12 protein-coding genes and 1 pseudogene are annotated in these 14,987 nt (G+C 71.2%); 2 read left to right on the top strand and 11 right to left on the bottom strand.

What is annotated here, in order from left to right:
- Window positions 1–131: 131 nt before the first annotated feature.
- Both hisS and J2S41_RS04500 read right to left on the bottom strand, forming a co-directional pair.
- On the bottom strand, window positions 132–1,472 hold the full coding sequence (gene hisS, locus J2S41_RS04505) for a histidine--tRNA ligase (protein WP_310363426.1): 1,341 nt from the start codon (window positions 1,470–1,472) through the stop codon (window positions 132–134).
- 30 nt (window positions 1,473–1,502) lie between these two features.
- Window positions 1,503–2,189 (bottom strand): MBL fold metallo-hydrolase, encoded by a 687-nt coding sequence (locus J2S41_RS04500; protein WP_310363424.1) that lies wholly within the window; start codon window positions 2,187–2,189, stop codon window positions 1,503–1,505.
- 211 nt (window positions 2,190–2,400) lie between these two features.
- Between J2S41_RS04500 and J2S41_RS04495 the strand changes: the two genes are divergently transcribed.
- Window positions 2,401–3,261 (top strand): peptidylprolyl isomerase, encoded by an 861-nt coding sequence (locus J2S41_RS04495; protein ID WP_310363421.1) that lies wholly within the window; start codon window positions 2,401–2,403, stop codon window positions 3,259–3,261.
- 112 nt (window positions 3,262–3,373) lie between these two features.
- Entirely contained in the window at window positions 3,374–4,138 is a 765-nt protein-coding gene (locus J2S41_RS04490) for a peptidylprolyl isomerase (protein ID WP_310376283.1), read from the top strand.
- 719 nt (window positions 4,139–4,857) lie between these two features.
- Here J2S41_RS04490 and J2S41_RS04485 read toward each other — a convergent pair.
- The 9 genes and pseudogenes from J2S41_RS04485 to J2S41_RS04445 form a co-directional block, all read right to left on the bottom strand.
- Window positions 4,858–7,318: pseudogene (locus J2S41_RS04485) on the bottom strand (RelA/SpoT family protein); the annotation flags it as partial.
- A gap of 201 nt (window positions 7,319–7,519) precedes the next feature.
- Complete coding sequence (locus J2S41_RS04480) at window positions 7,520–8,080, bottom strand: adenine phosphoribosyltransferase (RefSeq protein ID WP_374728110.1); 561 nt, start codon at window positions 8,078–8,080, stop codon at window positions 7,520–7,522.
- A 104-nt stretch (window positions 8,081–8,184) separates the two neighbouring features.
- Complete coding sequence (gene secF / locus J2S41_RS04475; RefSeq protein ID WP_310363413.1) at window positions 8,185–9,348, bottom strand: protein translocase subunit SecF; 1,164 nt, start codon at window positions 9,346–9,348, stop codon at window positions 8,185–8,187.
- Between the two features lies 1 nt (window position 9,349).
- Window positions 9,350–11,290 (bottom strand): protein translocase subunit SecD, encoded by a 1,941-nt coding sequence (secD, locus tag J2S41_RS04470; protein WP_310363411.1) that lies wholly within the window; start codon window positions 11,288–11,290, stop codon window positions 9,350–9,352.
- A 162-nt stretch (window positions 11,291–11,452) separates the two neighbouring features.
- Window positions 11,453–11,797, bottom strand: coding sequence for a preprotein translocase subunit YajC (gene yajC / locus J2S41_RS04465; protein WP_310376281.1), 345 nt, complete (start codon window positions 11,795–11,797; stop codon window positions 11,453–11,455).
- Between the two features lie 196 nt (window positions 11,798–11,993).
- Window positions 11,994–13,043 (bottom strand): Holliday junction branch migration DNA helicase RuvB, encoded by a 1,050-nt coding sequence (gene ruvB, locus J2S41_RS04460; RefSeq protein WP_310363408.1) that lies wholly within the window; start codon window positions 13,041–13,043, stop codon window positions 11,994–11,996.
- Between the two features lie 46 nt (window positions 13,044–13,089).
- On the bottom strand, window positions 13,090–13,692 hold the full coding sequence (gene ruvA / locus J2S41_RS04455) for a Holliday junction branch migration protein RuvA (RefSeq protein WP_310363406.1): 603 nt from the start codon (window positions 13,690–13,692) through the stop codon (window positions 13,090–13,092).
- Window positions 13,689–14,264: a crossover junction endodeoxyribonuclease RuvC gene (gene ruvC, locus J2S41_RS04450; RefSeq protein ID WP_310363404.1), complete on the bottom strand. Its 576-nt coding sequence runs from the start codon at window positions 14,262–14,264 to the stop codon at window positions 13,689–13,691. The genes ruvA and ruvC overlap by 4 nt, the downstream gene beginning before the upstream one ends.
- A gap of 82 nt (window positions 14,265–14,346) precedes the next feature.
- The gene (locus J2S41_RS04445) at window positions 14,347–14,961 is read right to left on the bottom strand and encodes a TetR-like C-terminal domain-containing protein (RefSeq protein ID WP_310363401.1); all 615 of its coding nucleotides are present in this window, start codon (window positions 14,959–14,961) and stop codon (window positions 14,347–14,349) included.
- Window positions 14,962–14,987: the final 26 nt, after the last annotated feature.

The raw sequence follows: 14,987 nt of genomic DNA, 5'->3' as shown, positions 1-14,987 counted from the left end.
ACGCATCCGTACCCGTAGATGTCTTGCCGTTTAAGGACACCTCACAGGCCGCGTCACTCATTTGTGAGATGTTGCACACTCAGCGTAACGGCGCGGCGAATCCTGCGCCGCCGCGCCGCGTACGCGTGAGATCAGACGGCCGCGGAGACGACCGGCCGCAGATCCTCCTCCGGCGGCGTCCACGTGGCCGCGTCCGCGTCGACCTGCTCGCCGGAGCGGATGTCCTTCACCGAGTCGCGCTCGCCGGGGAACCAGACGAACGGGATGCCGCGCCGCTCCGCGTACCGGATCTGCTTGCCGAACTTCGCGGCGCTCGGCGCCACCTCGGCCGGGATGCCGTTGCGGCGCAGCGCCGCCGCGGCCGCGACGCTGCGCGGGCGCTCCTCCTCGCTGTTCACCGCGACCAGCACGCAGGTCGGCACGGAGCGGGACGCGGTGAGCGCGTCGCGGCCGAAGAGGATGCCGAGCAGCCGGGTGATGCCGATCGAGATGCCGACGCCGGGGAAGACGTCCCGGCCCGCGGTGGCCAGGTTGTCGTAACGGCCACCGGAGCTGATCGAGCCGAACCGTTCGTACCCCCGGAGCAGGGTCTCGTAGACGGTACCGGTGTAGTAGTCGAGGCCGCGTGCGATCCGCAGGTCCGCCACGACCAGGCCCGGCTTCTCCGCGACCGCGGTGTCCACCACCCGGACCAGCTCCTCCAGGCCCTCGTCGAGCAGCGGGTCGCTCACGCCGAGCCGCGTCACCCGGTCCGCGAAGCCGCTGTCCGGCGCCGTGATCTCGGCGAGGGCGAGCACCCTCTCCGCCTGCGCCGCGGACAGGCCCTGGCCGGTGAGCAGCTCGGCGACCTTGGCCGGTCCGATCTTGTCGAGCTTGTCGACCTGGCGCAGCACGTCCTCGGTACCCTCGATGCCGAGCCCGCGGTAGAAGCCCTCCAGGACCTTGCGGTTGTTGACCTGGATCGTCACCGGCGGGATCGGCAGCCCGCCCAGCGCGTCGCCGATCACCAGCGGGATCTCGGCCTCGTAGTGCGCGGGCAGCGAGTCCCGGTCCACGATGTCGATGTCCGCCTGGTAGAACTCGCGGTACCGGCCCTCCTGCGGGCGCTCACCCCGCCACACCTTCTGGATCTGGTAGCGGCGGAACGGGAACTGCAGCTTGCCCGCGTTCTCCAGGACGAAGCGGGCGAACGGCACGGTCAGGTCGAAGTGCAGGCCAAGTTCATCTCGTTGCCCAGTGTCAGCCGATCCGCTTTCGCCGTCGTCGGCCTGGAGCCGGCGCAGGACGTAGACCTCCTTGGACGTCTCGCCCTTGCGCAGCAACTGGTCGAGCGGCTCCACCGCGCGCGTCTCCAGCGGCGCGAAGCCGTACAGCTCGAACGTGCGCTGGACGCGGCCGATGATCTCCTGCTCGATGAGGCGCTGCGACGGCAGCCACTCGGGGAAGCCGGACAACGGCATGATCTTGCTCAAGACAATCGATTCCTCTTGATCGAGAACCCGTCACAGGCCGCGGGCCGGCGCGTCGCGCAGCTCGCGAAGGTACGGGTTGGTGGCGCGCTCGCGCCCGATGGTCGTGGCGGGGCCGTGGCCGGGCAGGACGACGGTGTCGTCGGGGAGCGGCAGGATCTTCTCCCGCAAGCTCGTCAGCATGGCGTCCATGCTGCCGCCCGGCAGGTCGGTGCGTCCGATGGAGCCCGCGAAGAGCACGTCCCCGGAGAGGCAGATCTCCTCTTCCCGCTCGCCGGGGAGCCGGAACAGCACCGACCCGCCGGTATGGCCCGGGGCGTGGTCGACCGCGATCTCCAGGCCGACCAGGCTCAGCACGGCGCCGTCGGTCATCTCCACGACGTCGTCGGGCTCCGCGTACTCCAACCGGCCGCCGAACAGCGCCCGATAGTCCATCGACAGCGCCTTGGCCGGGTCGGTCAGCAGCTCGCGGTCGCCGGAGTGCACGTACGCCGGGATGCCGCGCGCGCCGCAGACCGGCGTCACGGAGAACGTGTGGTCCAGGTGCCCGTGCGTGAGCAGCACGGCGGCGGGCTGGAGACGGTGCTTCGCCAGCAGTTCCTCGAGCCGGTCGACGACGCCGATGCCCGGGTCGACCACCACGCACCGCTCCCCGGGACCGGTCGCCACCACGTAGCAGTTGGTCCCGAAGGCATCGGCCGCAAAGCCGTCGACGAGCACGTGCCCTCCATGGTCCGGGATTTCGCGACCAGCTTATCCGCACCGGCAAACGACAATCCGGAGGGCGCGAAGCGCGTCGATGATCTTTGATGGCGTGTCGGCGCTACCTGAGCGTCACTTTCACAGCGCCGGGCCGTACACTACGCCCTCGTGTGGCGTGCCGCACTCAAAGTGCGATCGCCCCCGCGGACTGTGACAGGAGATAGGACTCGTGGCTCCCAGCAAGGCTCGTCAGCGAAAGCTCGCGCGCGCGAAGCTCGACCGTCAGATGGCGCGGCGGGCGGCCAAGGAGCGCCGCAGGCGCCGGCTCGGGGCGATCACCGCCATCAGCGTCGTGGTGCTGCTCGGCGCGGGCGTCGCGGTCTGGGCGCTGGGAGTCTTCGACCGCGACGAGGACAGCACCGAGGCCGGCGGCGAGTCGTGCGCGTGGACCACCCAGTCCGCGGCCGACTCCAGCCGCGACGTGGGCCAGCCGCCGACGGAGAACATCCCGTCCGAGGGCACCCGGCCGGCGACCATCACGTTCAACTCGCTGGCGCCGGTGACCGCCACGCTGAACATCACGGACGCGCCGTGCTCCGTGGCCAGCTTCACCTACCTGGCCGGCCGGCAGTACTTCGACAACTCGAAGTGCACGGAGATCACCGAGGAGGGCGCGCTGCACTGCGGCGACCTCACCGGTGACGGGCTGGGCGGGCCGACGTACACGTACTGGGACGAGAACGTGCCGGCCGCCACCGACCCGTCCGCGCCGCCGTCGGGCAGCGTCACCCCGGCGTACCCGGCCGGCACGATCGCGCTGACCTCGCCCACCCCGGGCCAGAACGGCAGCCAGTTCCTGATCTTCTTCAAGGACTTCAACCCGGCCACCCCGCAGTACCCGATCATCGGGTCGGTCGCCACCGGCCTGGAGACGGTGCAGGAGATCGGCAAGACCGAGACCGTCGCCAACGAGGCCGGCGAGAAGGTCGTGCCCAAGTCCGACGTGCTCATCACGTCGCTGACCGTGGGCGAGGTCGGCGCCACCGCCGCACCGCCCGCGCCCGCCGCCTCCGCGTCCACAGCTTCCTGACCTACCCTCACTCTTATCGGCTGCCAGCACATAGTCATCCAGGAGGAACACCGTGTCGTCCATCAAGGAGCGGCAGCAGCGCGCCGCAGCACGGGCAAAGCTCGAGCGCGAGATGGCGGCTCGCCGAGAGGCCGCCGCGCGTAGGCGCAAGACCCTCTGGATCGTGGCCTCCGCGAGCGCGGCGGTCCTGATCGTGGCCGCCGGCGTGCTGATCGCGGTCACGGTGCTGCGGGAGGACGACACCACCGCCTCCCCCGTGCAGGCCGGCACCACCACCTGCACCTGGACGCCGTCGCCGGACCAGGGCCAGGGCACCACGGTCGACGTGGGCACGCCGCCGGCCAGCGCCGCCAACACCGGCAAGTCGGTCATGACGGTCACCACGAACTTCGGCGCGGTCGACGTGACCATGGACCGGACCAAGTCGCCGTGCGCGGTCGAGTCGTTCACGTTCCTGTCCGGCAAGAAGTTCTTCGACGGCACCAAGTGCCACCGCATGTTCCCCGGCATGCTCCAGTGCGGCGACCCGAGCGCCAAGGGCGAGGGCTACCGCGAGTCCGACGGTACGGGCGGGCCCGCCTACCGCTACAGCAACGAGTACCTGCCGACGAACGACCTGCCGGCGTACCCCGCGGGCGTGGTCGCCCTGGCCAACAGCGGCGCGGACGGCACCAACGGCAGCCAGTTCTTCTTCATCTACGAGGACGTCGAGCTGTCCCCGGACTACACCATCATCGGCAAGGTCTCCGAGGCCGGCCTCGCCATCCTGAAGAAGGCCACCGAGGCCGGCCACGACGGCGCCTTCGACCCGAGCCCGGGCGGCGGCCACCCCAAGAACGAGGTCAACATCCAAACGGTCACGGTCGCCGCCGCCTGACCCTCCCGAGTTCCCCCGGCCCCCGTCCCCTCCCGGCGACGGGGGCCTTCTCGTTCCCCCGGCACGCCCTTCCCGGCGACCGCCGGGGCCCCGCCTGGTCATACCGCCGGCTGGTCACGTCGCCTCTCGGTCACACCGCCGCGTCGCCGCACCGGACGCCCGGCCCCTCCACTGTCCAGCCGCGCCGCCGCCCCGCCACCATCGCCCCAGCCACCGGGCCATCGGACGCCCGGCCGCGCCGCTGTCCCAGCTCACCGAGTCGCGTGCCGCCACCAAGCCGACCGGCCGAAGCACCCGGCCGAACGCCGGCGCGGGCCCTGAGCGCCGATCAAGGTGATCACCGGCTTGCCTGGGGCCCCTGCGCAGGCAGCCGCATCGCCCGCACACCGGGAGGACCGGACCGGCCTGTCTCTGCCGGTCTGCGACATGATCCGGTGCCGCCCGGCCGGACATTTTCCATATGAACACCGCCGGCACGCGAAGCCTCCGTCCGAAATTTCGGCATATCGGCGACGGCGCTGATCGTCGATAGCGACTATGTGAGGCTCAGGCACGTAATTCCAGGCGAATAAGGTGCCTGAGGCTCACAAAGTGGGCGATCAGTCGCGATTCCGGGAGAGATCACGTCTCGCCACGATCGTGCAGGGAGGAGCGCCAGCGACGACCGGTGCCCGCGGGAGCATGCGGGAACAGGCCCGCCGGAAGCGGGAAAATGGAAATCAGGCGCCTGACGTCACCCGGTAGGCGTCGAAGACGCCGTCGACCTTGCGGACCGCGGCGAGCAGGTGGCCGAGGTGCTTGGGGTCGGCCATCTCGAAGCTGAAGCGGCTCACCGCCACCCGGTCGCGGGTCGTGGTCACGGTGGCGGAGAGGATGTTGACGCGCTCGTCGGAGAGGACCCGGGTCACGTCGGCCAGGAGTTTGTGGCGGTCGAGCGCCTCGACCTGGATCGCGACCAGGAACGTGGAGGCGCTGGTGGGCTTCCACGTCACCGTGACGATGCGGTCCTCCTGGACCTTGAGGTCCTCGGCGTTGGCGCAGTCGTCGCGGTGGACGCTGACGCCGCCGGAGCGGGTGACGAAGCCGAAGACCGAGTCGCCGGGCACCGGGGTGCAGCAGCGGGCCAGCTTGATCCAGACGTCGGAGACGCCGCGGACCTCGACCCCCGGGTCGTGGCCGGTGGCGCGGGTCCTCGGCGGGCGGGTCGGGACGGCGGTCTCGGCGATGTCCTCGACCGCGCCCTCCTCGCCGCCGTAGCCGGCGACCAGGCGCTGCACCACGGACTGCGCGGAGACCTGGTTCTCCCCGACCGCGGCGTAGAGCGCGGAGACGTCGTTGAGGTGCAGGTCGCGGGCGATCGCGATGAGTGCGTCGGAGGTGAGCAGGCGCTGGAGCGGCAGGCCCTGCTTGCGCATGGCCTTGACCATGGCCTCCTTGCCGGCCTCGATCGCCTCCTCGCGGCGCTCCTTGTTGAAGTACTGCCGGATCTTGGTGCGGGCCCGCGGGGACTTGACGAAGCCGAGCCAGTCCTGCGAAGGGCCGGCCGAGTCGGACTTGGACGTGAAGATCTCGATCACGTCGCCGTTGGAGAGCGTGGACTCCAGCGGGACCAGTTTGCCGTTGACCCGCGCGCCGATGCACTTGTGGCCGACCTCGGTGTGCACCGCGTAGGCGAAGTCGACCGGCGTCGAACCGGTAGGCAGCGGGATGACGTCGCCCTTCGGCGTGAAGACGTAGACCTCCTGGCTGGAGAGGTCGAAGCGGAGCGCGTCCAGGAACTCGCTCGGGTCGCTGGCCTCGCGCTGCCAGTCGAGCAACTGCCGCAGCCAGGTCATCTCGTCGATGTGCGCGGGCGGGCCGACCACGGTCGCGCCCTTCTGCTCCTTGTACTTCCAGTGCGCGGCGATGCCGAACTCGGCGGTGCGGTGCATCGCGTACGTCCGGATCTGCATCTCCACCGGCTTGCCGGACGGGCCGATCACGGTGGTGTGCAGCGACTGGTACATGTTGAACTTCGGCATCGCGATGTAGTCCTTGAACCGGCCGGGAACGGGCTGCCAGTTCGCGTGGATCACGCCGAGTGCCGCGTAGCAGTCGCGCACGGTGTCCACCAGGATGCGCACGCCGACCAGGTCGTAGATGTCGTTGAAGTCCCGGCCCCGGACGATCATCTTCTGGTAGATCGAGTACAGGTGCTTGGGACGGCCGGTGGTCTCCGCCTTGATCTTCGCGGACTTGAGGTCGGCCTGGACCTTCTTCGTCACCTCGCGCAGCAGCGTGTCGCGCTGCGGCTGGTGCTCGCCGATCAGGCGGTTGATCTCCTCGAACCGCTTGGGGAACAGGAACCCGAAGGACAGGTCCTCCAGCTCCCACTTGATCGTGTTCATTCCCAGCCGGTGCGCCAGCGGGGCGAGGATCTCCAGCGTCTCCTTGGCCTTCTGCTCCTGCTTGGCGCGGGGCAGGAAGGTCAGCGTGCGCATGTTGTGCAGCCGGTCGGCCAGCTTGATGACCAGGACGCGCGGGTCCTTCGCCATCGCCACGACCATCTTGCGGATCGTCTCCGCCTTGGCCGCGTCGCCGAGCTTCACCTTGTCCAGCTTCGTCACGCCGTCGACCAGCAGCGCGACCTCGCCGCCGAAGTCGGTGCGCATCGCGTCGAGGCTGTAGTCGGTGTCCTCGATGGTGTCGTGCAGCAGCGCCGCGACCAGCGTGGTCGTGTCCATGCCCAGGTTGGCCAGGATGGTGGCGACCGCGAGCGGGTGCGTGATGTACGGATCGCCGGACTTGCGGTACTGCCCGAGGTGCCACTTCGCCGCGACGTCGAACGCGCGCTGCAGCAGCCGGACGTCCGCCTTCGGGTGGGAGGCCCGGTGGATCGAGATCAGCGGCTCCAGCACCTCCGCGACCTGCGGCGTCTGCCACGGCGCGTTGAACCGGGCCAGGCGGGCGCGCACGCGGCGGCCGGACGGCGCGTTGGACAGGAAGGTGGGGTCCTCCTCCTGCTCGCCGGCGGCCAGTTGGTCGGCCACGCTCGGGCCGCCGGGGAACGGCAGCACCACGCCGTCGCCGTCGTCGGTGGGATGCGGCTCGAGATCGTTCATCGGGGGCTCGGGCACCCGCTCGGCCTCGACGGCCGAGACGATGTCCGGGAGTCGCTCCACCTCGTTCGTCGCCACCGCGCCCTCGCCTGCTCCGCCTTCACCGGGAGAGGCGACGTGACTCGACATCGACCCCTCACCTCTCCCATCGGCCACATGTGTGGACGCCCTGACCGTATCCGCCCGGTCCACGTCCGCGCCACCGGGGCGTCACGTCCGGACGCCAATCGTACCCGTCCGGCCAGCGGAGACACCCCACGCTCGACCATCCGACGAACAAGGATCAAACGGTCAAGAGCGCATCAACGGTACGACCGGCGAGTCGCCGGCGGCCCTCCAGGAACGCCAGCTCCAGCAGCACGGTGAACCCGGCGACCGTGCCGCCCGCCTTCTCCACCAGGTCCAGCGTGGCCCGCGCGGTGCCACCGGTGGCCAGCACGTCGTCCACGACCAGCACGCGCTGCCCGGCCACGAACGCGTCCTCCTGCACCTCCAGCGTGGCCTCGCCGTACTCCAGCGCGTACGACTCGGAGTGGGTCTTGCGGGGCAGCTTGCCCGCCTTGCGGATCGGGACCACGCCGACGCCGGTCGCGTAGGCCAGCGCGGCCGCGATCACGAACCCGCGCGCCTCCACGCCCACGACCACGTCGAACGAGTCCGGGCCGTGGTGGGCGGCGATCGCGTCGATCGTCTCCTTGAACACCATGCCGTCGGAGAACAGCGGCATCAGGTCCTTGAACAGGATGCCCGGCTTGGGGAAGTCGGGCACGTCGAGCGTCCGGCTCGCGACCAGCGCGGCCACGTCGGCACCGAGGTCGCCGGAGAGTGAGGGAGTGGATGTCACGGAGTCATTCTTCGGGAGTCCGCGGCCGGACTTCAACTCGGGGCCGCGTTCCATGGCGAAGGGCCCGCCCGGCTGACGCCGGACGGGCCCTTCGGTGAGGTTTCTCAGCCGCGGCGCTTGGCCCCGGTGCTGCCCGGGCGCCCGCCGCGGTTGCCCGCGTTCTGGCGCTTGGTGTTCGGCCGGGCGCCGACCCGCGGCGTGGAGCCGGCCAGCGCGTGCTCCGACTCCCCGGCCGCGGTCTCCGCGCCGCCCTCGGCCGCGCGGTTCGCCAGCGCCGCCCGGCGGGACAGCACCCGCTGGTTGTGCACCTTGATCCGCGGCTCGAAGTCCTTGAGCGCGACCAGCACCGGCGTGGCGAAGAACAGCGACGAGTAGATCGCCAGCGCCATGCCGACGAACAGCACCAGGCCCAGGTCCTCCAGCGTGCCGGCGCCGAGCAGACCGGCACCGATGAAGAGCAGGCCACCGACCGGCAGCAGCGCCACCAGCGAGGTGTTGATCGACCGCATCAGCGTCTGGTTGATCGCCAGGTTCGCCGCCTCCGCGTAGGTCTGGTTGCTGCCCGCCGTGATGCCGCGGGTGTTCTCCTGGACCTTGTCGAAGACGACCACCACGTCGTAGAGCGCGTAACCGAGGATCGTCAGGAAGCCGATGACCGTCGACGGCGAGACCTCGAAGCCGACGATCGAGTAGACGCCCGCGGTGAGCACCAGGTCCAGCAGCAGCGAGACCACGGCCGCGACCGCCATCCGCCACTCGAACCGGAGGACCAGGTAGAGCGAGACCACCGCGATGAAGACCAGCAGCGCCAGCACCGCGCGCTCGGTCACCGAGGCACCCCAGGCGCCGGAGACCTGGCTGTTCGACACCAGCGCGGGGTCGACGCCGAGCGTCCCCGCCACCGAGTTCTTGATCTCGATCGAGTCCTCGGCCGAGACCTCGCCGGTCCGGATCAGGATGGTGCCGGTCGCGGCGTCGCCGACCTGCTGCGACGACTCGACCTTGATCTCGTCGCCCGGGTCCGCGGCCTCGATCGCCTTGGCCACCGCGTCCGACGCCTCCGGGATCGTGACGCCCGCGGCCGGCACCTGGAACTCGGTGCCGCCGGTGAACTCGATGCCGAGCGTGAAGCCGCGCAACGCGAAGCTGCCGACCGCGATCAGCACGCCGATCGCCGCCACCACGAACCACATGCGGCGCCGGGCGATGATGTTGAGACCGGCCTCGCCCTTGTAGAGGCGACTGGCGAGACCTTCCTTGGCAGCCATGTCAGGCCTCCTTCACGCGCGACGAGCGCGGCTTGACGGTGTCGGCGGTCGGCTTCTGGGCCACGACCCGGCCCAGGCCGCTGACCCGCGGCGAGAGGAACGCCTTGGTCCGGGCGAACATGGTCATCACCGGGTGCCGGAAGAGGAACACGACGATCAGGTCGAGCAGCGTGGCCAGACCCAGTGCGAACGCGAAGCCCTTCACCTGGCCGACCGAGACGACGTAGAGCACGACCGCGGCCATCAGCGAGATCGCGTTGGCCGAGATGATCGTGCGGCGGGCCCGGGTCCAGGCCCGGCCGACCGCGCTGCGCGGGCTGCGGCCCTCGCGGATCTCGTCCTTCAATCGCTCGAAGTAGATGATGAAGGAGTCGGCCGCGACGCCGAGTGACACGATGAAGCCCGCGATGCCGGCGAGCGTCAGCGTGAAGCCGATCTGCCGGCCGAGCACGATCAGCGCGCCGTAGGTGAGCAGCGCGGACAGGATCAGGCTCAGGAAGATCACGGTGCCGAGCAGGCGGTAGTAGAAGAACGCGTAGATCGCCACCAGCGCCATGCCGAGACCGGCCGCGATCAGACCGGCGCGCAGCTGCTCCGCGCCGAGCGTGGCGGACACGTTCTGCGCCTCGTCGGCCACGAAGGTCAGCGGGAGCGCGCCGTACCGCAGCTTGGACGCCAGCTCGTTCGCCGAGGCGGAGTTGAAGCTGCCGGTGATCTGCGAGTCGCCGGTGAGCACGGCCTGGATCTCCGGCGAGGAGATCACCTGGTTGTCCAGCACCACCGCGACGCGGCAGCGGCTGCCGTCGCCGAGCGCGGTCTGGTCACAGGTGCCGCCCTCGTTGTTGTACGCCTCGCGGGTCAGCGCGGTCCACTTCTCCTGGCCCTCGCCGGTGAAGTCGAGGCTGACCACCCAGTCGCCGGTCTGCTGGTCGAGCACGCCGCTGGCGCCCTCGACGTCGGTGCCGAGCACCTTGGCCACGTCCAGCAGGTACTTCGCGCCGGCCTCACAGGCGACCGCCTGCTTGGTCTCGTCGACGATCGAGCCGGCCGGGCGCGCGTCCAGCAGCGCGCAGCTGATCTGCGGCACGTTGAACTGCATGGCCGGGTCGAGCGCCCACACCTCCGTCTCCGGGCTGAGCGTGGCGAACGGCGCCAGCGTCTCGGCCAGGGTCGGGTCGGTGGTCAGGTCGGCCACGCCCTGGAGGCCGGTCGCGGCGGCCCAGGCGGCGTCGCCGACCTTCTTCTGGATGGCGGTGCGGATCGCGGCCACGTCCGTGCTGACCGGGGCCGGCGTCGCGGAGCCGCTGGGGGCCGGGGTCGGCGTGGCGGACGGGTCGCCGGACGCGGCCGGCGTCGGCGTCGGGGTCGCCTCCGCGCCACCGCCCTGGCCGCCGGTGCCGCCGCCCGAGCCGCCGCTGGCGGACGGGCTGGAGGTCACCGCGGCGCCGGACGGGCTGGGCGCCGGGGAGCCGCTGGCGCCGGGCGACGCGGACGCGCCCGGCGACGGCGTGGCGGTCTCGGTGACCTGCGGCGCGACACCGGAGCCGTCCGCGGCCTTCAGAACCTTCCGGAAGCGCAGCTGGGCGGCCTCACCGACCTGCTTCAGATCGTCCCGGTTCTCGCCGGCCAGCGAGATGACGATGTTCCGGTTGCCCTCGACCACCACCTCCGCCTCGGAGACGCCGAGCGCGTTGACGCGGCTCTCGATGATCTGACGGGCCTCTTCGAGCTGCTCCGCCGGCGGGTCCGATCCGTCCATGGTGGTCGCCGTGTACGTGACCCGGGTGCCACCGATCAGGTCCAGGCCCAGTTTGGGCTCCAGACGGTCGGTGAAGCTGCCCTTGCCGCCGACGAAGAAGACCATGAGGAAGAGGACGACGAAGATCAGGCCGAGCACGGCGAGTTGCCGCCCGGGGCGCATCTGTCCCTGAGGTGGTGCCACGGCTGTTGAGTTCCTTTACGGGCCTGGTGGCCGCCGGGTGGGGCGGCTGAGTTGGAGCGCCGACGCGAACCGGCGAGGAGCGTGGTGTGGTGCGAGAGGGACCCGCTGGCGGGCACACCTCGCGCGATTATCCAACAACTTCGATGACCCTTTGTGAAGGGGTCACTCCTTGACAACGTCCTTGCTGTCCAGAGAGGCACGCTGCGAGTCGGCCGGGGTCTCGTCCGCGACCGCGACGGCCTCCTCGGCCTCCGGCGCGTCCGCCCTGGTCACGACGCGGGCGATCGCCGGGCGGGCGAAGCGCAGCAGCACGTCGGGGTGCGCCTCGATGGTGACGGTCTCGTCGTCGTGGCCGGCGACCGTGCCGTACAGCCCGCCGATGGTCACCACCTCGTCGCCGACGGTCAGCCGGCTCTGCATCTGCTCGGCCTCGCGGCGGCGCTTCTGCTGCGGACGAATCATCATGAAGTACGTGACGGCCACCAGGCCGACCACCATGAGGATCATCGGGATCGGGCTGCCGGAGCCGCTCGCCGCCTGTTGTGCAATAGGTGTGAACACGCTGAGACCTTCCAGCTGGTGGTCTGCCCGACGGCCGGCGGAGCGCGGGCGAGGAGGCAGATTAATGTCTATCGGATCGCGGCGAGTGTAGCCCCTGTGACTGAAAACTCGTCGTAGGGGCGTGCAATCCGTTGATCCCCGATTACTCCCCGCCCCTCGAGAACAGGTCGGGCTGACCGAGTGAGATCGGGCCGGGCGGCGTCTTGCCGAGATGGTGCCACGCGGCCTCGGTGGCGACCCGGCCGCGCGGCGTGCGCGCCAGCAGCCCGGCCCGCACCAGGAACGGCTCGCACACCTCCTCGACCGTGTCCGGCTGCTCCCCCACGGCGACGGCCAGCGTCGACAGGCCGACCGGGCCGCCGCGGAACGACGTGACCAGCGCGTGCACGACCGCCTTGTCCAGCCGGTCCAGGCCCAGGTCGTCGACGTCGTAGACCTTGAGCGCGGCCTTGGCCACGTCGCGGGTGACCACGCCGTCCGCGCGCACCTCCGCGAAGTCGCGCACGCGGCGGAGCAGCCGGTTCGCGATGCGGGGCGTGCCGCGGGAGCGGCGGGCGATCTCGGCGGCGCCGTCGTCCGTGATCGGCACGCCGAAGATGCCGGCCGAGCGGCGGATCAGCGCCTCCAGATCGGCCGCGTCGTAGAAGTCCAGGTGCGCGACGAAGCCGAACCGGTCGCGCATCGGGCCGGTCAGCAGGCCGGACCGGGTGGTGGCGCCGACCAGCGTGAACGGCTCCACGTCCAGCGGGATCGCGGTGGCCCCGGGGCCCTTGCCGACCACCACGTCGACCCGGAAGTCCTCCATCGCGCTGTAGAGCAGTTCCTCCGCGGGGCGCGCGATGCGGTGGATCTCGTCGATGAACAGCACGTCGCCCTCGGAGAGGCTGGTGAGGATCGCGGCCAGGTCGCCGGACCGCTCGATCACCGGGCCGCTGGTGGTGCGGATGCCCACGCCCAGCTCCGCCGCGACGATGTTGGCGAGCGTGGTCTTGCCGAGACCGGGCGGGCCGGAGAGCAGGATGTGGTCCGGCGGCGCGCCGCGGCCGAGCGCGCCCTTCAGCAGCAGGTCGAGCTGGTCGCGCACGCGGTGCTGCGCGATGAACTCGTCCAGCCGCTTCGGCCGGACGCTGGCCTCCGCCTCCCGGTCGCCCGGGTTCGCGTAGGCGGAGACGATCACGTCTTCGGAACTCATGCCGGCCGGGCCTCCCCGCCGCGGTCACGCGGTGCGGCGCACGCGCTCATCGGGTCTTGCCCAGCAGCCGGATCGCCTGCTTGAGCAGCTGCGGGACGGGCGGGGTGGGGCCGTCGACGGTCTCCGCGACCATGGCGACCGCCTGGTCGGCCTGACTCTGCGTCCAACCCAGCCCGGTGAGCGCCTGCGCGACCTGGGTCTGCCAGGCGCCGGAGGTCGGCCCGGTGACGCCGTCCGCGCCGATCGGCAGCGGCCCGATCCGGTCGCGGAGTTCCAGGACCAGGCGCTCCGCGCCCTTCTTGCCGATCCCGGGTACGCGGGTGAGCGTCGCCGTGTCGCCGCCGCCGATCGCCTTGCGCAGCACGTCCGGCGAGTGCACCGCGAGCGCGGCCTGGGCCAGCCGCGGCCCGACCCCGGACGCGGTCTGCAGCAGCTCGAACAGCTGCTTCTCGTCGTCGTCGGCGAAACCGTAGAGCGTCAGCGAGTCCTCGCGGACCACCAGCGAGGTGGCGAGCCGCGCCTCCTCGCCGAGGCGCAGGCCGGCCAGCGTGTTCGGGCTGCACTGCACGGCCATGCCGACGCCGCCGACCTCGATCACGGCGGCGTCCGGCGCGACGGCCACCACCCGCCCCCGGACACTGGCGATCATCGGGTCCCCCCTCGCTGGCGTACCGCCGCTGCTTGCTCGGTCTTGGCCTTCCGCACCGCTGCCTCGATCTTCGCCGCGGCCGCGGCCACGCGCGCCCGGGTGCCGCCGCGCCAGACGTGGCAGATCGCGAGCGCGAGCGCGTCCGCCGCGTCCGCGGGCCTGGGCGGCGCGTCCAGCCGGAGCAGGCGCTGGACCATGGTGATCATCTGCGCCTTGTCCGCGGTGCCGGAGCCGGTGATGGCGGCCTTGACCTCACTCGGCGTATACGTCTCCACGGCTATCCCGCGCCGCGCGCCGGAGAGCACGGCGACGGCGCTGGCCTGCGCGGTCCCCATCACGGTGCGCACGTTGTGCTGGGCGAAGACCCGCTCGACCGCGACGCTCTCCGGTTCGTAGCGCGCGACCAGCTCGTTCAGCTCGGTCTCCAGGCGCAGCAGCCGCACCGGCAGCTCGTCGGCGGCGTCGGTGCGGACCACGTGGTACGCCACCAGCGTGCACGGACGGCCGGGCACGCCCTCGACCACGCCCACGCCGCACCGGGTCAGGCCCGGGTCGATGCCGAGCACCCGCACGCGCCCACCCCTCCCCGAGTCCGGCCGCACACCTGTTCGACACCTTAGCGCCGCCGCGCGCGCCCGCTCGCGGCGACACGCCTCAGGCCGTGATCGCCTTCATCACGAGATCGACGACCTGCTCGGGGAACCGCTCCTCGTCCAGCCGCGGGTTCCACCGCAGCATCCGCTGGATCAGGATCGGGCCGGTGAGCGCGGTCAGCACCACCTCGACGTCCAGGTCGGCACGCAGTTCGCCGCGCGCGATGCCGCGGCGCAGGATCTCCCGGGTGACCGCGCGGCGCGGCTCGACGATCTGCTGGTACGTCGTGTACTGCTCCGCGGAACGCATCGCCTCCGGCACCAGGCACGGCATGATCTTCTCGGCGCGCGGGTCCTTGTTCTTGCCGATGGACCGCGCCAGGATCAGCAGGTCCTCGCGCACGTCGCCGGTGTCCGGGTCGGCCGGCGGGCGCTTGAGGCGGGCCAGCGCGTCGCGCAGCAGCGCGTCCTTGCCCGCCCAGCGGCGGTAGATGGTGGCCTTGCCGACGCCGGCCCGGGCCGCGATCGCCTCGATGGCGAGCGCCTCGATGCTGCTGCCCTCGGCCAGCAGGTCGAGCGTGGCCTCGATGATCGCCTCGTCCGCGCGGCTGCTCCGCGGGCGCCCTGGCGCGCGCGGCTCGGGCGGTCGCGGCGCATCCGGCGCGGTGAGTGTCATCGTCCCATTCTCCTTGATCTTGATTT

The sequence above is a fragment of the Catenuloplanes atrovinosus genome (genome assembly GCF_031458235.1).
Taxonomy (GTDB): Bacteria; Actinomycetota; Actinomycetes; order Mycobacteriales; family Micromonosporaceae; genus Catenuloplanes; species Catenuloplanes atrovinosus.
Note: the sequence above shows the minus strand (reverse complement) of the source record. Positions and strands in the feature narration are given on the sequence as shown.